Source organism: Chryseobacterium manosquense, from assembly GCF_014623485.1.
Lineage (GTDB): Bacteria > Bacteroidota > Bacteroidia > Flavobacteriales > Weeksellaceae > Kaistella > Kaistella haifensis.
Map to the genome: position 1 here is coordinate 2,290,350 of NZ_CP060203.1, position 19,602 is coordinate 2,309,951.

The 19,602-nt window shown below is 37.5% G+C and carries 22 protein-coding genes; 12 read left to right on the forward strand and 10 right to left on the reverse strand.

Going from position 1 to position 19,602, the window contains the following annotated elements:
• Positions 1 to 41 precede the first annotated feature (41 nt).
• The 3 genes from H0S70_RS10980 to H0S70_RS10990 are packed head-to-tail and all read right to left on the reverse strand — an operon-like array spanning position 42 to position 2,449.
• Positions 42 to 548 carry a rod shape-determining protein MreD gene (locus tag H0S70_RS10980; RefSeq protein WP_188320829.1) on the reverse strand — a complete coding sequence of 169 codons (507 nt, stop codon included), beginning with the start codon at positions 546 to 548 and terminating at the stop codon, positions 42 to 44.
• Positions 545 to 1,396: a rod shape-determining protein MreC gene (mreC, locus tag H0S70_RS10985; protein ID WP_031501540.1), complete on the reverse strand. Its 852-nt coding sequence runs from the start codon at positions 1,394 to 1,396 to the stop codon at positions 545 to 547. Before mreC ends, H0S70_RS10980 begins: the two co-directional genes overlap by 4 nt.
• A gap of 27 nt (positions 1,397 to 1,423) precedes the next feature.
• A complete protein-coding gene (locus H0S70_RS10990; RefSeq protein ID WP_031501539.1) occupies positions 1,424 to 2,449 on the reverse strand; it encodes a rod shape-determining protein in 1,026 nt (341 codons plus the stop codon).
• A 252-nt stretch (positions 2,450 to 2,701) separates the two neighbouring features.
• On the opposite strand from H0S70_RS10990, the gene hemA reads away from it, so the two are divergent.
• The 4 genes from hemA to hemE are packed head-to-tail and all read left to right on the forward strand — an operon-like array spanning position 2,702 to position 6,656.
• Entirely contained in the window at positions 2,702 to 3,976 is a 1,275-nt protein-coding gene (hemA, locus tag H0S70_RS10995; RefSeq protein WP_188320830.1) for a glutamyl-tRNA reductase, read from the forward strand.
• On the forward strand, positions 3,963 to 4,877 hold the full coding sequence (gene hemC / locus H0S70_RS11000; RefSeq protein WP_188320831.1) for a hydroxymethylbilane synthase: 915 nt from the start codon (positions 3,963 to 3,965) through the stop codon (positions 4,875 to 4,877). The genes hemA and hemC overlap by 14 nt, the downstream gene beginning before the upstream one ends.
• Positions 4,878 to 4,920: 43 nt before the next feature.
• On the forward strand, positions 4,921 to 5,628 hold the full coding sequence (locus tag H0S70_RS11005; protein ID WP_188320832.1) for a uroporphyrinogen-III synthase: 708 nt from the start codon (positions 4,921 to 4,923) through the stop codon (positions 5,626 to 5,628).
• Positions 5,625 to 6,656, forward strand: a complete 1,032-nt coding sequence (gene hemE / locus H0S70_RS11010) for a uroporphyrinogen decarboxylase (RefSeq protein WP_088263463.1) — start codon at positions 5,625 to 5,627, stop codon at positions 6,654 to 6,656. The genes H0S70_RS11005 and hemE overlap by 4 nt, the downstream gene beginning before the upstream one ends.
• Before the next feature lie 78 nt (positions 6,657 to 6,734).
• On the opposite strand, the gene H0S70_RS11015 is transcribed toward hemE, so the two are convergent.
• A complete protein-coding gene (locus H0S70_RS11015; RefSeq protein WP_188320833.1) occupies positions 6,735 to 7,262 on the reverse strand; it encodes a GNAT family N-acetyltransferase in 528 nt (175 codons plus the stop codon).
• Positions 7,262 to 7,738: a YdeI/OmpD-associated family protein gene (locus H0S70_RS11020; protein WP_188320834.1), complete on the reverse strand. Its 477-nt coding sequence runs from the start codon at positions 7,736 to 7,738 to the stop codon at positions 7,262 to 7,264. Before H0S70_RS11020 ends, H0S70_RS11015 begins: the two co-directional genes overlap by 1 nt.
• A gap of 85 nt (positions 7,739 to 7,823) precedes the next feature.
• Between H0S70_RS11020 and H0S70_RS11025 the strand changes: the two genes are divergently transcribed.
• The 5 genes from H0S70_RS11025 (at position 7,824) to H0S70_RS11045 (ending at position 11,562) form a co-directional block, all read left to right on the forward strand.
• Entirely contained in the window at positions 7,824 to 8,087 is a 264-nt protein-coding gene (locus H0S70_RS11025) for a SemiSWEET family sugar transporter (protein WP_188320835.1), read from the forward strand.
• A 31-nt stretch (positions 8,088 to 8,118) separates the two neighbouring features.
• Positions 8,119 to 9,336, forward strand: a complete 1,218-nt coding sequence (hflX, locus tag H0S70_RS11030; RefSeq protein ID WP_123249133.1) for a GTPase HflX — start codon at positions 8,119 to 8,121, stop codon at positions 9,334 to 9,336.
• 16 nt (positions 9,337 to 9,352) lie between these two features.
• Positions 9,353 to 10,075, forward strand: coding sequence for a DNA alkylation repair protein (locus tag H0S70_RS11035; protein WP_394367292.1), 723 nt, complete (start codon positions 9,353 to 9,355; stop codon positions 10,073 to 10,075).
• On the forward strand, positions 10,075 to 10,419 hold the full coding sequence (locus H0S70_RS11040) for a DUF6122 family protein (protein ID WP_031501229.1): 345 nt from the start codon (positions 10,075 to 10,077) through the stop codon (positions 10,417 to 10,419). Before H0S70_RS11035 ends, H0S70_RS11040 begins: the two co-directional genes overlap by 1 nt.
• A gap of 63 nt (positions 10,420 to 10,482) precedes the next feature.
• Positions 10,483 to 11,562, forward strand: coding sequence for a calcium:proton antiporter (locus tag H0S70_RS11045; RefSeq protein WP_188320836.1), 1,080 nt, complete (start codon positions 10,483 to 10,485; stop codon positions 11,560 to 11,562).
• 42 nt (positions 11,563 to 11,604) lie between these two features.
• Here the strand turns inward: H0S70_RS11045 and H0S70_RS11050 are convergent, their stop codons facing one another.
• Positions 11,605 to 11,982, reverse strand: coding sequence for a group III truncated hemoglobin (locus H0S70_RS11050; protein ID WP_123249130.1), 378 nt, complete (start codon positions 11,980 to 11,982; stop codon positions 11,605 to 11,607).
• Between the two features lie 207 nt (positions 11,983 to 12,189).
• On the opposite strand from H0S70_RS11050, the gene H0S70_RS11055 reads away from it, so the two are divergent.
• Complete coding sequence (locus H0S70_RS11055) at positions 12,190 to 12,672, forward strand: YkgJ family cysteine cluster protein (protein ID WP_188320837.1); 483 nt, start codon at positions 12,190 to 12,192, stop codon at positions 12,670 to 12,672.
• 121 nt (positions 12,673 to 12,793) lie between these two features.
• Entirely contained in the window at positions 12,794 to 13,066 is a 273-nt protein-coding gene (locus tag H0S70_RS11060) for a hypothetical protein (RefSeq protein WP_123249128.1), read from the forward strand.
• Between the two features lie 184 nt (positions 13,067 to 13,250).
• On the opposite strand, the gene gdhA is transcribed toward H0S70_RS11060, so the two are convergent.
• The 3 genes from gdhA to H0S70_RS11075 form a co-directional block, all read right to left on the reverse strand.
• Positions 13,251 to 14,609, reverse strand: coding sequence for an NADP-specific glutamate dehydrogenase (gdhA, locus tag H0S70_RS11065; protein ID WP_123249127.1), 1,359 nt, complete (start codon positions 14,607 to 14,609; stop codon positions 13,251 to 13,253).
• 185 nt (positions 14,610 to 14,794) lie between these two features.
• Positions 14,795 to 15,904 (reverse strand): DNA-processing protein DprA, encoded by a 1,110-nt coding sequence (gene dprA, locus H0S70_RS11070; protein ID WP_031501234.1) that lies wholly within the window; start codon positions 15,902 to 15,904, stop codon positions 14,795 to 14,797.
• 28 nt (positions 15,905 to 15,932) lie between these two features.
• Positions 15,933 to 16,703, reverse strand: a complete 771-nt coding sequence (locus H0S70_RS11075) for a rhomboid family intramembrane serine protease (RefSeq protein ID WP_188320838.1) — start codon at positions 16,701 to 16,703, stop codon at positions 15,933 to 15,935.
• A 150-nt stretch (positions 16,704 to 16,853) separates the two neighbouring features.
• Here H0S70_RS11075 and H0S70_RS11080 point away from each other — a divergent pair, with 150 nt between their 5' ends.
• A complete protein-coding gene (locus H0S70_RS11080) occupies positions 16,854 to 17,963 on the forward strand; it encodes a DUF3078 domain-containing protein (RefSeq protein WP_123249124.1) in 1,110 nt (369 codons plus the stop codon).
• A 6-nt stretch (positions 17,964 to 17,969) separates the two neighbouring features.
• On the opposite strand, the gene H0S70_RS11085 is transcribed toward H0S70_RS11080, so the two are convergent.
• Positions 17,970 to 19,505, reverse strand: a complete 1,536-nt coding sequence (locus H0S70_RS11085; RefSeq protein ID WP_188320839.1) for a YifB family Mg chelatase-like AAA ATPase — start codon at positions 19,503 to 19,505, stop codon at positions 17,970 to 17,972.
• Positions 19,506 to 19,602: the final 97 nt, after the last annotated feature.

Genomic DNA, 19,602 nt, shown 5'->3' on the forward strand with positions numbered 1-19,602 from the left:
AAAGCGTTATCTTTTAATTCGGATTAAAAATGGGGCAATTTCTAAATCTTCTGTTTTACTTTAAATGCTAATGCATAGATCAGTATAAATATAAAAGAAATCGCGCTTGTTGCCAAAACATTCATAAAGATTTCGAAGAATCTACTGAATTTGAAAAACTCAATATACTGAACCAGAAGCTGGTGCAAGAAAATACTCGAGAAAATGAAAAACAAATATTGCGACCATTGCAACGACTGAAATGAGAAAAAGTCTGTCGAAGTATCGGTTGAGGTTCGGAAAATTAAAGTTCGGAAATACGCAATCATGGTTGTTGCGAACGCGTTGATTCCCCAAGTGTAGAGAAACGCATCAATTCCTAATCCGAGTATAAAACTAAGTGCTAAAAACTGAAAACGGTTTCTGAAAAACGGATAAAACATCACGAAAACCGGATACATCACCGGAGTGTATTTTCCGAAAAGCGTAATGCGATTCAGCACAAAAATCTGTAATGCAACCAGCAAAACAATAATCAGGATATCGGTAAAAAGGGTTCTGCTTATCATTTCTCTTTATTTATAGTCGCTTGTAGCGTATCCTGTATCTTTTGAACTTCGGCTTTTTTCAGGTTTTTCACCACATAAATTTTGCTCAGGTTGCCCATTTTCTCACTCAGTTCCACGGAAATATCCCAGAAACCGGTTTTGCTGTCGACTTCATATCCGGAAACTTTTCCAATCATAATTCCTTGTGGAAAAATCGCAGATTTACCATCGGTTACTACGGTATCTCCAATTTGAAGTGGAACATATTTCGGCACATCAGCGAGGTGCATAATTCGGGAATCTTCGCCTTTCCATGTTAAAGTTCCGAAATAACCTGATTTTTTTAAGGAAGCGTTGATTTTGATTTTGTTCAAGCTTAAAACAGATTGAACCAACGCATAAGAATTTGTAGAATTAATCACGATTCCGGCGATTCCTTTTGGAGCCATAACGCCCATTTGTGGCAAAACTCCATCTCGTCTTCCTCGGTTGATGGTGAAGTAATTATCTTTCCGGTTGATGCTGTTGAAAACGATTTCACCGTCTACAAAAGTATAAATTTGTCCACCCCCGATGGTGTCATGAACTTTTCTGAAATTGGGAATCCCGGAAGGGTTTTTTCCATAGACCTGCTCCATCAAAACTTTGTTTTGGGCAACAAGTTGCTCATTGATTTGCTTTAATTTAAGGTAAGAAGTTCCTTCGTCGATATATCCGGAAACCCAGGAATTGAAAGCCGCCGTTTGTCCCGAAATCCACGATTGTTGCATCGAATTTCTGCTGAAAATCAGTACCAAAGCGGTAAGCTGCAGAAAGAGGAAGAAAACGAACAAACCGTTCTTCGAAAATAATCGCAGCAAAAATCCCATCAGTTAATGTCGTAAAAAAGTTAAAAATTATTTAATCAGGAAGTTGAATTTATCCATATTTTTCAAAGCGATACCTGTTCCGCGAACCACCGCTCTCAAAGGATCTTCAGCTACAAAAACCGGAAGGCCTGTTTTCTTGTGAAGTCTATCTGCAAGTCCTCTGAGCAAAGCACCACCGCCGGCAAGATAAATTCCTGTTTTGTAGATATCTGCGGCCAATTCAGGTGGAGTAAGCGAAAGGGTTTCCATTACCGCATCTTCAATTCTGATGATGGATTTGTCCAATGCGCGAGCGATTTCCTTGTAGTTTACCATAATTTCTTTTGGCTTACCGGTAATCAAATCACGCCCTTGAACCGGAATATCCTCAATATCAACATCCAGTTCTTCTACGGCAGATCCTACTTCGATTTTTACTCGTTCGGCAGTTCTTTCACCGATATACAAATTGTGATGCGTTCTTAGGTAATATGCTATATCATTGGTAAAAACATCACCTGCAATTTTCACGGACTTGTCGCAAACAATTCCTCCTAGAGCTACTACTGCGATTTCGGTAGTACCACCACCGATGTCGATAATCATGTTACCTTCGGGTTTTTGAACATCAATTCCTACCCCAATTGCAGCAGCCATTGGTTCGTAGATCAAACGAACTTCTTTGGCATTTACTTTTTGTGCAGAATCTCGTACCGCTCTTTTTTCTACTTCGGTAATTCCGGAAGGAATACAAATTACGATTTTTAAAGTAGGTTGAAAAAGCTTTCCTTTAATGCCGGGGATTTGTTTGATAAACTCTTTGATCATGTGTTCAGATGCATGAAAATCAGCAATTACACCATCTTTCAAGGGTCTAATTGTTTTGATATCTTCGTGAGTTTTTCCTTGCATGTGTTTCGCCTTTTCGCCTACTGCGATTGGTTTGCCACTAGAACGCTCAATTGCTACTATAGAAGGTTGATCGATAACGATCTTGTTGTTATGTATAATAAGTGTGTTTGCTGTGCCTAAGTCAATCGCAATATCTTGCGTGAACATATCAAATAGCCCCATTTTTTCTTGATTTTTTTTAAGTGTACAAAGATATAAATTTAGAACCGTTCTAAAAATTAGATTCTCAGTTAATTTGGTTAAAATTTTATTAAAATTCAAAACTCTTTCGAAATAAAATGTACATAACTAATGGTTTCATTTTTAATTAAAAATCCTAAAATAAAATTCAGAAACTCATAGATTTTAATGATAATGTTCATTTTTTGGAACCTTCACCAATTCAATTTAAAATCTTAAATTTGCGGTTGCTTTATGAATCAGGATACCAACATTCACAAAACCGCCAATTTCGCTGTCCTCAGCGTCAGTTTCGAGAAAGCTGATGCCGAAACTCGGGGAAAATTTGCTTTTTTTGACGAAAACGTTAAAAATTTCGTCAATGAAATCCATGACCAAAACATGGGCGATGCCTTTGTGGTTTCCACCTGCAACCGGACCGAAATTTATACCACTACGCAGAATTATCTGCTGATTGCCGAGCTTTATTGCAAAACCATCGGAGTGAGTCTTACAGAATTCATGCAGTATGTGAATATCCTGAAACACGAAGAAGCTTTGAATCATCTTTTTCGGGTTGCGGCCGGTTTGGAAAGCCAGATTATTGGTGATTTTGAGATCATTGGGCAGATTAAGAACGCCTATCACCGTTTCAAAAAAGAAAAGAAATATTCCAATCCTTTTCTAGAGAGAGCAATAAATTCTGCAATTCAAATTTCAAAAAGAATTAAAAATGAAACTGGAATTTCCAATGGAGCAGCTTCAGTTTCGTATGCAGCGGTTCATTATATTTTAAAAAATCAAACGCAGATTTCCGATAAGAATATTTTGCTTTTGGGAGTCGGGGAAATTGGTCAAAATACTGTTGAAAACCTCGTAAAACATGTATACAAGCCTAAGGTAAAAGTTGCCAACAGAACTTCCGAGAAAGCAGAAAAAATTGCGGAAAAATATAATATTCCACAAATTCCTTTCGATAATTTGCACGAAGAACTCGCGGAAACCGATATTCTTATTGTTGCAACAGGTGCGCAACATCCGATCATTAATAAAACTCATTTCCCGAACGGAAAAGAAACCTTGGTTATCGATCTTTCGATCCCGAATAACGTAGAGAAAAATGTCACCGAAAACACCAATGTGAGTTTGGTCGATGTCGATCAGCTCTCGCTTCACATCAGCGAAACCATGATCCAAAGACAAAAAGAAATTCCAAAAGCAGAGGGAATTATCAAAGAAATGACGAAGGATTTTGTAGAATGGGAAAAGAAAAGGAAATTAGCTCCTAATATTCATCATTTCAAAGCGGCACTGAAAAAAATGGAGAATTATGAAATGCACAATATTCACAAAAAACACAAGTATGTTGATGTGAATGATATGCAACTTTCGGATAAACTGATCCAGAAAATCACCAATAGGTTTGCTAAATATATTATCGATAACCCTTTGAAAGCGGAAGAAATTAGCAAATTGATGCACGAAATTTTAGTTGAACAGCCCAAAAACGAATTCAATGAAAAGCATTAAAATTGGAACCAGAAACTCACCGCTCGCTTTGTGGCAAGCGCGTGAAGTGGCAAGAAATCTCCAAAACAGAAATTTTGTCACCGACATCACACCAATTGTTTCCACAGGTGATAAAAATCTCACACAACCGCTTTATTCATTGGGGATTACAGGCGTTTTTACCCGAGATCTCGATATTGCACTATTGAATAAAGAAGTGGATATTGCCGTACATTCTCTCAAAGACATTCCTACCGAATTGCCTACAAACATTGAGATTATCGCGGTTTTGGAAAGAGACTATCCAGAAGATGTTTTGGTAAGAAAAAAAGAATCCCAAACCCTGGATTTGAAAGATTTGAAAATTGCGACAAGCAGTTTGAGAAGACGTGCTTTTTGGTATAAAGAATTTCCGGGAACTGCAATTTCAGACATTCGAGGCAACGTACAAACTCGGCTAAAAAAACTTGAAGAAAACGATTTTGACGCAACACTTTTTTCGCTTGCGGCGATCAAAAGAATGGATTTAAATATTGATTATGAGCAACTTCCGATGATGATTCCTGCGCCGGCACAAGGTGTAGTAGCGATTTGCGGACGTGCTGATGATGAGGAAATTAAAGAGATATTTAAAGACATTAACCATAAAAAGACAAAAATTTGCATTGATATAGAAAGAAATTTCCTCAATACTTTGGAAGGTGGTTGTACCGCTCCCATCGGGGCTTTCGCTGAAGTAAATGATCAAAATGAAATTCGTTTTCAGGCCAGATTATGCTCCTTGGACGGAAAAAATAGCATCGAAACCGACGAAATTTTCCAGTGGAATGAACATAAAAACTTCGGAAAGATTTTGGCCGAAAAGGTATTGAATAATGGCGGAAGAGCACTAATGGCGGAAATTAAAAATCAATTACAATAAACTGAAATCTAAAGGTTTTGCGACTATTGATAATATTTGTTTCATGAAAATTCTCTTTACAAAAAAGATCAACCCATTGATGATTTCCAAGAAATTAGGAGGTCATTTTTCTTATGATTTTGTAGATGTAATAAAGATAAATCAGTTGGAAGTCGAATCCTTTGATTTGAAAGATAAATCCTTGATTTTCACCAGTGTAAATGCGGTTAATTCTTTTTTTAGTAATCATTTTCTACCCAATGAGAATTTTGCCGAACGCAATTTCAATAAGATTTACGCGGTAGGACAGATGACGAAGAGGGAACTTAGGAAATTTGGTTTTGGAACTTTCAAAGTGACCAAGAACGCGAAGGAGCTCGCTGAATTTATTATTGAAAACAGCCCGAAAGAAAAATTTCTTCACTTCTGCGGAAATCTCGCCCTTAACGTCTTGAATAAAGCTTTACCACTGCAAAATATTTCCTACAAAAAAATTCCCGTTTACGAAACTGAACTGCTTTATCCAACGATTTCTGCAAAATATGATGCGGTTTGTTTCTTCAGTCCCAGCGGTGTGCGTAGTTTTGCAAAGTTTAATTCTATAGAAGATTTTCAGCTATTTTCTATCGGCGAAACTACGACAAAAGAGATAAAAAAAATTACCAAAAATACAGTCATAACAAGCTCTGAGAGCAATGTTGATGATTTGTTGAATTTAATTTCTTCCCACTATAGCCCAGAAGTGGAGGCAGAACAAAATAATAAGTTATGATTAAAAACGACCTTTACCTAAAGGCATTACGAGGCGAAATCGTAGAAAGACCGCCGGTTTGGATGATGAGACAAGCCGGAAGATTTTTGCCGGAATTCCGTGCACTTCGTGATCAGTACGATTTTTTCACAAGATGCCAAACTCCGGAACTTGCAGCGGAAATTACCATGATGCCGATCCGCAGATATCCACTAGATGCAGCCATTCTTTTTTCAGATATTTTGGTAGTTCCGCAAGCGATGGGATTGGATTTTAAGATGAAAGAAAATGTAGGGCCATGGCTCGATGAACCTATCCGAACTTTGGAACAAGTGCAAAATATTCCAGTTCCTGATGTAAATGATACTCTGGGATATGTTTTCGATGCGATTGAACTTACCCTTCAGAAATTGGATCGTGAGATTCCATTAATTGGTTTTGCCGGTTCTCCATGGACAATTTTGTGCTATTGTGTAGAAGGTAAAGGTTCTAAAGCATTTGAAATCGCCAAAACTTTTTGTTTTCAAAATCCGGAAGCGGCCCATCTTTTACTTCAAAAAATTACCGATACCACGATTGCTTACCTAAAAAGAAAAGTTGAAAAAGGTGTTTCTGCTGTTCAGATTTTCGATTCTTGGGGCGGAATGCTCTCTCCGGATGATTACGAAGTATTTTCGTGGAGATACATCAACCAAATTGTTGAGGCCTTGAGTCCGCTTACCCATGTTGTTGTTTTCGGGAAAGGTTGTTGGTTCGCGTTAGAAGAAATGACGATGTCTAAAGCTTCTGCATTGGGTGTCGATTGGACCATCAAACCTGAATTTGCTAGAGTTCTTACGAATCATTCGATGACTTTACAAGGAAATTTCGATCCTACAAGATTACATTCTACGCCCGAAACCATCAAGAAAATGGTGAATGAAATGATCAATCGATTCGGAAAAGACCGATATATCGTGAATCTTGGTCACGGAATTTTACCGAATATTCCTTTAGAAAACGCCGAAGCTTTCATCAAAGCAGTAGTGGATTGGAAACCGAATTACTAAAAAAGCGCGAGCGAAGCGAGCGCAAAAAAGTGGAATCTTGAAAGAATAAAGCGCACCTAAAAGTGCGTTTTTTAATGTTTAAATAGCCTCAATTGAGATTTCATAATAAAGCAATTCAACATCATCATCTGGAAGTGTTACCATTTTTTGGAATTTCAAACCTAACTTTTCAATGAGTTTTTGAGAAGAAAAATTTGTTTTTGTCGTAATTGCGGAAATTTTCTTTAAGGTAAATTCTTGAATTACAGTTTTTAAAAGCTTTGAAGCAGATTCAAAACCATAACAATTTCCTTCAAATTCCGGAAGAAATGAAAACCCTATATCGTGTACATCCAATCCTTCTCTTTCGAAAATTCCCACGGCACCGATCTTTTTTCCGTCGCTTTTTCGGGTAATCAAATAATTTCCGAATCCAAGCTTTTCGTATTGTGGAAGAAATTTTTGGATGATGTAATTGGCTGCATCTTCCATGTTTTTAATGTTTCTGTCGCCGATAAACTCAATGAATTTCGGAGAATTATAAAGTTCCAGAATAAATTCTGCATCTTCCGTAGAAATCGCGCGTATCGTTAATCTTTCAGTTTCTAAATTGTTGATTTTCTTCATTATATCCCTTTTTTGCCGGCGAGAATCATTTCGATCATTTTCAATTTTCTGTTTTCTCGTGTTTCGGTTTTTTTCGCTTCTACAATCCATCGGATATACTCTTTTCGGTGGGTATAGCTCATTTTGTCAAAAAGTTCCTTGGCTTGTAGATTGTCATTAAAAACGATTTTTACATCATCCGGAATTTCTACAATGCGTTCTTCATTATCTTCCCATAGTTTTGCGGAAACTTCATCTCCAAAGGATTTCCTAAGTTTATTCCTGATTTGTTGGGTAAGTCCGAGTCTATGACAATCGCTTTTCATTTTGGCTAAACTACCGCGATATTCTACGTGACCGTCGAAAATTGCTTTAATTTTCACCTGTCCTTTTTTCCCGAAAAGTTCTTCCGTGGAAAATGGAAATTCAACAAAAGCTGCATTTATTTCGCCGTGTTGAATGATTTTTCCTTTAAATGAAATGTAATCCTGTGTCATTTTTAGCTAAACTGAATTCAAATTTAAAGAAAACCACGGCATAAAAATGGAATATGCTTTAATAGCTTTAAAAAAAAGAAAAATTATGGATATTGAAATTATTGGTTTTATCGCCGGTGGTTTATCTTCGGCGCTTTTTGTTCCTCAAATTATTAAAATTGTGAAAGAAAAATCTGCAGAAGAAATTTCCTTAATTACTTGTATCATAGGAGTTTTGAGCAGTGGTTTGTGGTTGTGGTTTGGAATAGGTAAAGATCATATTTCGATGATTGTTACCAACAGTATTTCGGTGGTAGCTACGATGATTTTGATCATACTAAAACTCATTTATAATAAAGAAAAAAACTAATTTTGTGAACATTAGATTATAGACAAAATATATGCTAGATAATAAAGAACATTTGTACGAGAAAGCCGTCCTTGTCGGGGTAATTACCCAAAACCAAGACGAAGATAAAGTTGTAGAATATATGGATGAATTGGAGTTTCTTGCTTTAACTGCAGGAGCTACCGTGGTGAAAAGATTTACCCAAAAGCTTACGCAGCCGGATTCCAAAACATTCATCGGAAGCGGAAAAGCGCAGGAAATTAGAGATTATGTAAAGGAAAATGACATTAACACCATTATTTTTGATGACGAACTCTCGCCTTCGCAACTTAAAAATCTTGAAAAAGAAATCGAAGTTAAAATCCTTGATAGAACCAACCTTATTCTCGATATTTTTGCCCAGAGAGCACAAACTTCTTACGCGAGAACACAGGTGGAACTGGCTCAGTATCAGTATCTATTGCCAAGGTTGACCAGAATGTGGACTCACCTCGAAAGACAAAAAGGGGGAATCGGGATGAGAGGTCCGGGTGAAACCGAAATTGAAACTGACCGACGTATCATCCGCGACAGAATTTCATTATTAAAAGAAAAACTGAAAACCATCGACAAGCAAATGTCTACGCAAAGACAAAACCGCGGAAAGGTGGTGAGAGCAGCACTTGTGGGCTATACCAACGTTGGAAAATCGACTTTAATGAACGCTATTTCCAAATCCGAGGTTTTTGCGGAGAACAAACTTTTTGCAACACTCGATACTACGGTGAGAAAGGTGGTGATTGGGAATTTGCCTTTCCTTTTGACCGATACCGTTGGTTTTATCCGAAAACTTCCGACCCAACTTGTTGAAAGTTTCAAATCTACTTTGGATGAGGTTCGTGAAGCCGATTTGCTGATTCATGTCGTTGATATTTCCCATGAAAGTTTTGAAGATCACATTAATTCTGTCAATCAGATTTTAATGGAAATCAATGCGCATCAAAAACCGATGGTGATGGTTTTCAATAAAATTGATGATTTTAGTTATGAAAAAAAGGCTGAAGATGATTTAACCCCAGAAACCCGAAAAAATATTTCCCTGGAAGAATGGAAAAAAACCTGGATGTCGAAATCGAAATATCCAACGGTATTTATCTCGGCTTTGACCAAAGAAAATTTCTCGGAGATGAAAAAAATTATTTACGATGAGGTTTTGAAAATTCATATTTCAAGATTTCCTTACAACGATTTCCTTTTTGAATATCATGATGATGAGGAAACAGGCGAATAATTTTTAATTTTAAAAAATGATGGGCAACCAATCAGATGCGGTAAAAGAAGCTTTGGAAATGTTAGCGCTGCCCGAAAAAGCAGCGTTTTTTCCAAGATTTTTCAAAGCGGGGAAAGGCGAATATGCGGAAGGCGACCAGTTTATCGGAGTTACAGTTCCGGAGCAACGAAAAGTAGCGAAGGAATATTTTGCCAGCATTTCCTTAGAAGAATTGAGTGAACTTCTAGTTTCTGAAATCCATGAACATAGGCATTGTGCGCTTTTGATGTTGGTTTCCAAATTCGAAAAAACGAAATCTGCAGCAGAAAAATCTCAGATCGTTGAATTTTATTTAAGCCATAAAAAATACGTAAACAATTGGGATTTGGTAGATAATTCCTGCTACAAAATTTTAGGGCGCTATTGTTTTGAAAATAATGACAACAGCTTACTAAAAGCACTTTCGGAGGAAGATTGCTTGTGGAGCAAAAGGATGGCTGTAGTCGCAACGATGCACCACGTGAAGCAAGGTAAATTTGATTTAATGAAAGAATTGGTGCTGAAAAACCTGCAACATTCCCACGATTTGATGCACAAAGCGAATGGCTGGTTGTTGCGGGTAATGGGCGATAAAAATGAGGCGGAATTATTGAATTTTCTTAATGAAAATTACCGGAATATGCCTCGAACATCCCTTCGTTATGCGATTGAGAAATTAGATGAGGATCTTAGGCAAAACTATTTAAAAGGAAAAATTTGATGGAAAACCATTTCTACATTCGAGAAATTGTTCATTATTTTCTCCATTTTGTATTTCCGCTGTTGGTTGCGAAAATTTTCTTTAAAAATAATTGGAAAAAAGCTTATTTGCTGATGCTCGCGACGATGTTGGTCGATTTGGATCATCTTTTTGCTGATCCAATTTTCGATCCGAATAGGAGCAGTGTAGGTTTTCACCTTTTGCACTCTTATCCAATGGTTGTGCTTTATTTTCTTGGATTTGTTTTACTGAAAGGAAATTATAAGATTATCGCATTGGGATTGGTTTTCCACATGATCACCGATTTTCAGGATTTTTATCTATGGAGAGTGATTTTTCGATAAGAACTATCCAAATAATTTTGATTTTCAATAGATTTTTTGTATAATTGTGAAAATCGAAAATTGATGAAAGTAAAAAATATTTTAAGTTGGACGGTCGTCTTCCCCATTTTAGCATCAGTATTTTATCTTGCGGGATTTCTTACTGATACTATATTTGCAAATGTGGCGGGCGCTATTTTATTATTCATCACTGTTTTGGCGGCTGTACATCACGCTGAAGTAGTCGCTCACAAAGTTGGTGAACCTTACGGAACCATCATCCTCGCAATCTGTATTACTATTTTGGAGGTGGGTTTAATTATCTCTTTCATGCTTTCCGGTGGCGAAGGTGCGATGACCTACGCTCGAGATACCGTTTTTGCTGCGGTAATGCTTATTCTAAACGGAATTTTGGGGATTTGTATCTGGATCGGAAGCTGGAAATACAAAGAGCAGTTTTTCATGCGAAGTTCAGCAACTACCTATTTGGTGAGTTTGGTTGCGATTCTCGTTCTTACCCTTATTTTACCCAATTTTACCTCCAGTGCACGGGGGCCAATTTACAATAATACTCAATTAATTTTTGTCTCCTTGGCTTGTTTGGTTATTTATGGATCTTTCTTAATGTTACAAACGGTACGTCACCGAAACTACTTTATCGTAGCAGCACCAGATGATCATACAGCGCATGAAGCAGCACCACCGAGTAATGCAAAAACAATTGCCAGTTTGGTTTTGCTGATTGTCTGTCTTGCGGTGGTCATTTTTATGGCAAAAGGACTCTCTCCGGTTATCGAAGATTTTGTAGAAAATATAGGTGCGCCGAGAGCTTTGGTGGGCGTAATTATTGCTTCCGTGGTATTATTGCCTGAAGGTTTAGCGGCAATTCGAACTGCGCGAAACAACCAAATTCAATCGTCTATCAATTTGGGCTTAGGATCTGCATTGGCCAGTGTAGGGTTAACAATTCCTGCCGTTTCCGTGGTTTGTATAATGTTTGATATACCGTTCGTTTTGGGGTTGGATATGAAATCAATTATTTTGCTCGCATTATCCGTATTTACAGTGATGCTTTCCCTCAGTCGCGGGAAAACCAATCACCTATACGGAACAGTACTTCTCGTCAATTTAGCAGCATATATTTTTATGGTAATCGTACCTTAGAATAAATCGGGCGGTTTTCTGAATGGAAAGGAAATTGCCCAACTATCTTCTCGCTATTTGCATTTTATGGCTCATCAAATTGGCGATATTCGTGGCTTTGTAAATTGCGGTTTCCGCCATTTCGCCGGTGAAATTTTCCTCCACAGTTTCCGTCCACAGTTTGATCCAGTGCTCAAAATGATGCTTTTCAATCGCCACTTTTTCATTAATTGGAAAATGCATCGCCATTGGATTTCCTTTATAAGAAATTTGCCCAAAAAGCAGCGTTTCCCAAAATGAATACATCTTCGGCAAATGCTTTTGCCAACTCACTTTTGCTACATCATTGAAAAAGAAGCCAATCTTCTCATCATCAGCAACTTTCTCATAAAAACGATTCACAAGCAGCTCAATATCTGCTCTTGTTTCCAGCTTTTTCATCCATCAAATTTAAGGAATTTAAGGAAGAGATTCCTATGATTTTGGTCATTAAATATTTGGGCGGACAATTCGCGCTATCCGCTACTACTCCTCAGTCGGCGGCTCCACTTCGTTCCGCCGCCTCCTTGTGGGGTAATCGCTGCTATCGCGGCCGCAGGTCAGAATTAATCGAATAGTCGTTTTCCAAATTAAACCTATTTTTGCATCATGAATCTTGAATTTTATAAAAACCAGGCCGTTTTAAAACAAAAGGAACACAAAAAATTTCTTGAAACTCTGAAAAAACGCCCGCCAAAAAATCTTGATTATATTGTTCAAGATACTCATGATCAGGTTTTCAGCAAGATTGATTGTTTGCAATGCGCCAATTGTTGCAAAACAACCGGACCGCTCTTTACAGAAAAAGATATTGAGCGAATAGCCAAACACCTTCGTATGAAATCAGCAGACTTTGAGCAGAAATTTTTAAGAACAGATGAAGACAACGACAAAGTTTTGCAAAATTTACCTTGTTGGTTTCTTAATTCCGATAACACTTGTTCCATTTACGAAGTTCGCCCGAAGGCATGTCGAGAATTTCCACATACCGATCGCAAAAAGATTTATCAAATTAATCACCTTACCATCAAGAACACGGTCATTTGCCCTGCAGTATTTGAATTTGTTGAAAAAATCCAGAAAAATCTGTAGAAGAAGTGAATCTAAATAAATCATAAACTCTTTTAAATTCAGTTAAACTTCGGAGATTCATATAATTCCCTCGCGAAAACGGCGTTTTAAAATCATTACTAACCACAAAAATGAAAGTATTATGAAAAAGTCGTTGTTCGCAGTTGTTTTTTTAGCAGCAGGAGTAAGTTTAGCAAATGCACAAAGTACGGAAGTTGCTAAAAAAGCAAAAACAGACAAAGCGGTAAAAACAGAAGTGAAAGCAGAAGAAAATGCAGAAGTTGCTGCGCAAGCACCAACTTTTAAGAAAGAGTCTGTAGAAGCGAAAAAAGAAGAAACCGCAGCTCTAAAAACTGAAACTTCTGCCGAACTTAAACAGGAACTTCCGGTTACAAAGACCGAGGAGAAAAAGTAAAAAAACCTAAAGAGTAAAAATGAAAAAGAATCCTGCAATTTTGCAGGATTTTTTTTGCAGTATACAAAAATAAAAAGCATTGAAAACCAATGCTTTTTATCCTTTCATTTTACTTTTTACCCATTATCCCGGGACAGGAATATCAATAAAAAAGTCTGGGAAATTTCCTCAGACTTTTTTTGTTTTATACTACTCCTTGAGCCAACATTGCTTCGGCAACTTTTACGAAACCTGCGATGTTTGCACCTTTCACATAGTTTACGTAGCCGTCTTCTTCTTTACCGTAATCTCTACAAGCTTTGTGAATTCCGATCATGATTTCTTTCAATCTAGCATCCACTTCTTCAGAAGACCAGTTTAAACGTATTGAGTTTTGCGTCATTTCTAAACCTGAAGTTGCTACACCACCCGCGTTGGAAGCTTTTCCTGGAGAGAAAAGTACTTTATTATCTAAGAAATAATTGATAGCATCCAAAGTTGAAGGCATATTCGCAGCTTCTGTTACGCAGATTACACCGTTTGCTACAAGATTTTTAGCATCATCCAAATGAAGTTCGTTTTGTGTTGCAGCAGGAATTGCAACATCACATTTTACTTCCCATGGACGTTTCCCAGCGTGGAATTCGGCAGTTGGGAATTTCTTCGCATAATCTTCTGCACGGTTATTTCCGGAAGCTCTTAGCTCTAATAAATAATCAATTTTTTCACCGGTGATTCCGTCTTTATCATAAATATAGCCATCAGGACCAGAAATGGTAACCGCTTTACCGCCTAATTCTTCAACTTTTTTAATAACGCCCCATGCAACATTTCCAAAACCAGAAACAGTAACTGTTTTCCCTTTGAAATCTTGTCCAATTGTTTTTAGCATTTGCTCAGCAAAATATACTACACCGTAGCCGGTTGCTTCCGGACGGATCAATGAACCACCATAAGCCAATCCTTTTCCGGTAAGAACTCCGGTAAATTCGTTTCTAATTTTTTTGTACTGACCGAATAAATACCCAATTTCTCTTGCTCCCACTCCGATGTCACCTGCAGGAACATCCGTTTCAGGACCGATATGTTTGCACATTTCCGTCATGAAAGCCTGGCAAAAACGCATCACTTCCATATCGGATTTTCCTTGAGGGTCGAAATCCGAACCTCCTTTTCCACCGCCCATTGGCAAAGTAGTAAGAGAGTTTTTGAAAGTTTGCTCGAACGCTAGGAATTTAAGAACAGAAAGGTTTACCGTTGGATGAAATCGTATTCCACCTTTATAAGGTCCAATTGCTGAATTCATCTGAATTCTGAAACCTCGGTTTACTTGGATTTCTCCTTTATCATCTACCCAAGGAACTCTAAAAATAATGGTTCTTTCGGGTTCGGCCATTCTTTCCAAAAGCTTCATTCCCGTGTACTCTTTGCGGTTGGCAATAAAAGGAATTACCGTAACTGCAACTTCTTTCACTGCTTGAAGGAATTCTGGTTCATTAGGGTTTTTTGCCTCTATTTTAGCGACAAACTCCTGAATTTTTTGCTCTACATTATAGTGTTCCATAAAGGTTGAATATTATTGTCAACAAATTTAATTTTTTTTTCAAAACTTGCAAGAAAAATTTTATATGTTGTTGAAATATTAATGAATTTGCAGTTTATTTTTATTAAATTGATAATTTTGGTATTTACAATATTGATAATTGAATGTTATGCAAATATTAATAAATTTTTAAAAATCATGAAAAATTAAAGTGCCAGATATTGTCTTCCCGAAAGTGCTTTGATGTATCCTGCAATTTCCATTTGAAGCAAATCGGGCAAAATTTTATAGCTCGGAATTTCGAGTTTCTCCGATATTTCATCTAGTGAAAAAGGAGTGTTTTTATCTAAAATTTTCCAAATTGCCAACTGGTTTTCAGTTAAGAGCGTTCTGATTTCTGAAGTCGGGAATAACTCACCTATTTTTAAATGATCGCTCTGAAATCCAAGTTGTTCGGATAGTGAAGAAATGGTTGAAATTGTTGCTGCTTTGTTTTGAAGAATTAATTGATTGCAGCCCTGGCTAAATTTATCGGAAATTCTTCCGGGAAGGGCATAAACTTCACGGTTGTAATTATTGGCAAATGTTGCGGTGCTGATGGATCCGCCGCCGAATGCTGTTTCTACAACAATCGTTGCGGGAGATAATCCAGCAATGATGCGATTTCTCTGGATGAAGTTCTCGCGATCGGGTTTTTGCGAACTGTTGAATTCTGTGAAAAGAACGCCGTTTTCTTCAAGGATTTTTTCCGAAAGTTTTCTGTTTTTTGAAGGATAAAGTGTGTGGAAACCATGAGCTAATACCGCAATGGTCGGAATGTTGTTTTTCAAAGAAGATTCGTGAACTTCCGTGTCAACACCTAGAGCGAGTCCGCTAATTGTCAGTATATTTTTGTTCCTGTTATTTTCTAAAAAATCATGAACGAAATTTCTGCCGTATGTTGTAATATTTCTGGTTCCTACCAAACTGATGGGTCTTAGGGAAGGATCGAAATTTCCTTTTTGGTAAAGAATTGCCGGAGCGTCGTCGCATTCATCCAGTAGTTTAGGGAGATCTCCGAGGTGGCGCAGGTTGATTTCTATTTGATTGTTCTCGCAAAATTTCAACTCTTTTTCAGCGAATTTTAAATGTTCGGGATTGCCTATTTCCTTTGAAATTTTTTGTCCGATTCCATAGATGTTTTCTAGTCCGGTTTTGGTGAGTTGCCAAACATCCTTTGCGGAACCTGCCTCATTTACAAGTTTTCGAAAGATTAAATCTCCGATAAGTGGGCAGTGCCGAAGCGCGATGGAGTAGAGTGTTTCTTCGGAAAACATTTCGTATTTTTTTCAAATTTATTGAAAATTATCCGTTTTTTCTGATTTCATCTAAGTGATCCCAAGGATCCTCCTTTTTCAGGTAGGGAAGTTCCATAAAATCCTCCGGATGATTTTCTTTGTACGCTTGCCAAAGTTTATCGTCTTTTTCGCTATAATAATTGGGAAATTGCCAAATGAATTTCTTGGTTTTTTCACCGGTTTTCCTCAAAACAAAAGCTAGTATCACTCCTACTACAGCACCTGAAAGATGCGATTGCCAGGAAATTCTGCTCGGTTCCGGAAGGGTTGAGAAAAGTTCTTCCGGCATTACGCCCCAAACTAAACTTCCGTAATATAATGCTACAATCAGCGAAACGGTCAAAAGTTTCATATTCCACCGGAAAACACCGCTGAAAAACAAGAAAAATGCTAAAACATATACAATTCCGCTGGCTCCGATGATACAAACGTGGGAGTATTCGCCGGTTAAGATATCAATCGGTGGAAGCATCCAAACCAAAAGTGCGGACACGAACCATCCGGTAAAGAAAATCTTTTTTGCAATAGATGGATAAAATTGAAATAACAAAAATATAAGAACGAAAATCGGCACAGAATTTCCGAAAATATGATCAATTCCGCCATGAAGAAAAGGCGAGAAAAAAATCCCTTTCAACCCGGAAGGAGTGAGTGGAATAATAGCGCCATTGCAACCTTCGATAAGGTCAAAATTTTGCAGCAAAAATCCAAACCACATCGCTGAAACCATGATGATGGCGTATATTACCGCTTTGTAATTTAGAGATTCTTTTAACATCGATTTCTTTTTGTCAAAATTGTAGCCAATTTAATAATTAAGTAAATATGGCTAAAGTTTTCATTAAAATCAATAAAAATCAGTCAAAAAGTAACAAAAGATTGCTTCTGAATTTTATATAATTATTAGTTTGGCTTAAATTTGTAGGCTATGAGAAAGTTTATTGCCTTTATTCTATTGTTTTTTACGGCTGTAGTTTTCGCGCAGCGAGACAGAGAAATTCTTAAAGAAATCGATTCTATTTCTCAAAGAAGATGGGATTCGGTTGCATTGGATTTGGATAGTTTGTCGAATCCGGAACTCATCAATTTCGACAGACATTTTAAGGATACCATCGTGATTCGCGATAAAGTGGTGATGTCGAATCTCACTCAGGAATTGCCGATTACTCCTTATAATATGCTAAAATTGCAAGGCCCAATTAAATGGTTTTATTACGGAACCAATAATTTGGTTTTCAATCAATCTTCGTTTTCCAACTGGAATTCCGGAGGGAATAATAATATCGGAATCATCGGAAAGATTAATTATAATTTAAGTTATAAAAATAACAAGCATTTCTTGGATAATACCTTGCAACTCGGTTATGGTTTTGTTGCTTCGCAAGGTGAAACGTCGCGAAAAACAGAAGATTACATTAATCTTATGACTAACTACGGATACGATATCGGAAAAGACTTTTATCTTTCAACTGGTTTTCAGTTTCTTTCGCAGTTTTCGCCGGGTTTTAATTATACCGACACTCCTGATCCCGAATTTAAAGACCGTATTTCAAGGTTCATGTCGCCGGGATATTTGAATGCCGGTTTGGGTATTTCGTACAATCCTAATGAAAATTTCCAGGTAATTTTCCGTCCGGTGAATGGTAAATTTACCTTTGTTACAGATCCTTTGCTACAAAAGGCAGGGAAATATGGTTTGGAAAAAGACGGGCAAAATGTGAGATCTGAGCTTGGTGCTTTGGTGAATGTTTTGTACCGTTTGAAAATCTATAAAGACATTAACCTTGTCAATCAAATTAACTTCTTTAGTAATTACATTTTCCATCCCGAGAGAGTGGATATTGCTTATAATGGTACGCTGAATATCCGGTTCAATAAATTTATTTCAACAGTAGTGAGTTTGGATTTGCTATACGACCACGATCAGTTGCAGAAATTGCAGATGAAACAAACCTTGGGCGTAGGTTTTTCTTATAATTTTGGTTTTGAAAATAAAGAGAAAAACAAAAAGTTGATTAAGCCGTTCGTGACGAATTAATTTTCTTTATACATTCCAAAATTCCCTATCCAGACTACGATATTGGATGGCTTCGGAAATATGGGCAGCGTTGAGGCGTTCCTGAAGTTCCAGATCGGCGATGGTTCGGGCAACCTTCAGTATTCTGTCATAAGCTCTTGCTGAAAGATTGAGTTTTTCCATGGCTGTTTTTATTAAACTTTGGGAAGCATCATCCAATTCGCAGTATTTTTCTATTTCTTTAGGACCCATTTGCGCATTGTAATGAATCTCGGAATCTTGATATCTGTTGGATTGAATTTCCCTTGCTTTCAGAACTCTCGCCCTTATTTCTTCGCTTTTTTCACCCTTCCGTTTGTCGGTAAGTTGATCAAATTCTACCTTTTGCACTTCAATGTGAATGTCGATTCGGTCCAAAAGCGGCCCTGAAAGTTTATTCATATACCGTTGCATTTCAAATTGCGAAGAAGTATTGTTGGGATCATCCGGGAAATAACCGCTCGGACTCGGATTCATGCTTGCAACCAACATAAAACTTGCGGGATAATTCACAGTAAATTTTGCCCTCGAAATCGTGACTTCCCGATCTTCCAGCGGCTGTCGCATTACTTCCAGAACGGTTCTTTTAAATTCCGGCATTTCATCCAAAAATAAAACGCCATTATGAGCTAGAGAAATCTCTCCGGGTTGTGGGTAACTACCTCCGCCAACGAGTGCAACATCCGAAATGGTGTGGTGCGGACTGCGAAACGGGCGAACGGTCATCAACGAAGTTTCTGTTCCTATTTTTCCGGCGACTGAATGAATTTTGGTGGTTTCTAAAGCTTCTTTTAAAGTTAATGGTGGAAGAATGCTTGGAACTCTTTTCGCAAGCATGGTTTTTCCGCTTCCGGGTGGGCCAATCAAAATAATGTTGTGTCCACCGGCGGCAGCTACTTCCATCGTTCTTTTTGCGGTTTCTTGGCCTTTTACTTCTGAAAAATCTGTGGAAAAGAAATTAATCTTTTCCTGAAACTCTTTGCGAGTGTCAATGGTTGTTCTTTCTAATGGAATTCCTTCGTTGAAAAAATCGATGACTTCTTTGATGTTTTCGATGCCGTACACTTCGAGTTGATCGACAATTGCGGCTTCACGAATATTTTGTTTAGGAAGAATAATTCCTTTAAAACCTTCTTCGCGAGCTTTAATAGCAATCGGTAATACTCCTTTTATGGGAAGCAATCCACCGTCGAGCGAGAGTTCTCCCATGATGATGTATTCACCAATATTTTCTGCGGTTATTTGTCCTGAAGCGGCGAGAATTCCTAGCGCTATACTGAGGTCATAAGCAGAACCTTCTTTTCGCAAATCGGCAGGAGCCATGTTGATGGTGATTTTTTTACCTGGAATTTTATACCCAACATTTTTTAATGCTGCGGAAATTCGGTAACTGCTTTCTTTGATTGCATTATCGGGAAGCCCTACCAAATGGTAACCAACTCCGGAAGTATCAACATTGACCTCAATGGTAATGGTTTGTGCCGAAACCCCATGAATGGCACTCCCATAAATTTTCACTAACATGATTTTGTGTTTTAAAATAAAATTAGTAAAAATATTTGAAAAGATCTCCACATAGAGAATCTTTTTACTTAAGGAAACAATAAACCCAGTAAAAAAA

Bases quoted from the DNA above. Each gene is read 5' to 3' on its own strand.
- gdhA (WP_123249127.1), bottom strand. From the start codon at position 14,609: ATGGAACACTATAATGTAGAGCAAAAAATTCAGGAGTTTGTCGCTAAA.
- hemA (WP_188320830.1), top strand. From the start codon at position 2,702: ATGAATCAGGATACCAACATTCACAAAACCGCCAATTTCGCTGTCCTC.
- H0S70_RS11055 (WP_188320837.1), top strand. From the start codon at position 12,190: ATGAATCTTGAATTTTATAAAAACCAGGCCGTTTTAAAACAAAAGGAA.
- H0S70_RS11085 (WP_188320839.1), bottom strand. From the start codon at position 19,505: ATGTTAGTGAAAATTTATGGGAGTGCCATTCATGGGGTTTCGGCACAA.
- H0S70_RS11075 (WP_188320838.1), bottom strand. From the start codon at position 16,703: ATGTTAAAAGAATCTCTAAATTACAAAGCGGTAATATACGCCATCATC.
- dprA (WP_031501234.1), bottom strand. From the start codon at position 15,904: ATGTTTTCCGAAGAAACACTCTACTCCATCGCGCTTCGGCACTGCCCA.
- H0S70_RS11005 (WP_188320832.1), top strand. From the start codon at position 4,921: ATGAAAATTCTCTTTACAAAAAAGATCAACCCATTGATGATTTCCAAG.
- H0S70_RS11020 (WP_188320834.1), bottom strand. From the start codon at position 7,738: ATGACACAGGATTACATTTCATTTAAAGGAAAAATCATTCAACACGGC.
- hemE (WP_088263463.1), top strand. From the start codon at position 5,625: ATGATTAAAAACGACCTTTACCTAAAGGCATTACGAGGCGAAATCGTA.
- H0S70_RS11080 (WP_123249124.1), top strand. From the start codon at position 16,854: ATGAGAAAGTTTATTGCCTTTATTCTATTGTTTTTTACGGCTGTAGTT.
- H0S70_RS11050 (WP_123249130.1), bottom strand. From the start codon at position 11,982: ATGAAAAAGCTGGAAACAAGAGCAGATATTGAGCTGCTTGTGAATCGT.
- hflX (WP_123249133.1), top strand. From the start codon at position 8,119: ATGCTAGATAATAAAGAACATTTGTACGAGAAAGCCGTCCTTGTCGGG.
- H0S70_RS11060 (WP_123249128.1), top strand. From the start codon at position 12,794: ATGAAAAAGTCGTTGTTCGCAGTTGTTTTTTTAGCAGCAGGAGTAAGT.
- H0S70_RS10980 (WP_188320829.1), bottom strand. From the start codon at position 548: ATGATAAGCAGAACCCTTTTTACCGATATCCTGATTATTGTTTTGCTG.
- H0S70_RS10990 (WP_031501539.1), bottom strand. From the start codon at position 2,449: ATGGGGCTATTTGATATGTTCACGCAAGATATTGCGATTGACTTAGGC.
- H0S70_RS11025 (WP_188320835.1), top strand. From the start codon at position 7,824: ATGGATATTGAAATTATTGGTTTTATCGCCGGTGGTTTATCTTCGGCG.
- hemC (WP_188320831.1), top strand. From the start codon at position 3,963: ATGAAAAGCATTAAAATTGGAACCAGAAACTCACCGCTCGCTTTGTGG.
- mreC (WP_031501540.1), bottom strand. From the start codon at position 1,396: ATGGGATTTTTGCTGCGATTATTTTCGAAGAACGGTTTGTTCGTTTTC.
- H0S70_RS11035 (WP_394367292.1), top strand. From the start codon at position 9,353: ATGATGGGCAACCAATCAGATGCGGTAAAAGAAGCTTTGGAAATGTTA.
- H0S70_RS11045 (WP_188320836.1), top strand. From the start codon at position 10,483: ATGAAAGTAAAAAATATTTTAAGTTGGACGGTCGTCTTCCCCATTTTA.
- H0S70_RS11015 (WP_188320833.1), bottom strand. From the start codon at position 7,262: ATGAAGAAAATCAACAATTTAGAAACTGAAAGATTAACGATACGCGCG.
- H0S70_RS11040 (WP_031501229.1), top strand. From the start codon at position 10,075: ATGGAAAACCATTTCTACATTCGAGAAATTGTTCATTATTTTCTCCAT.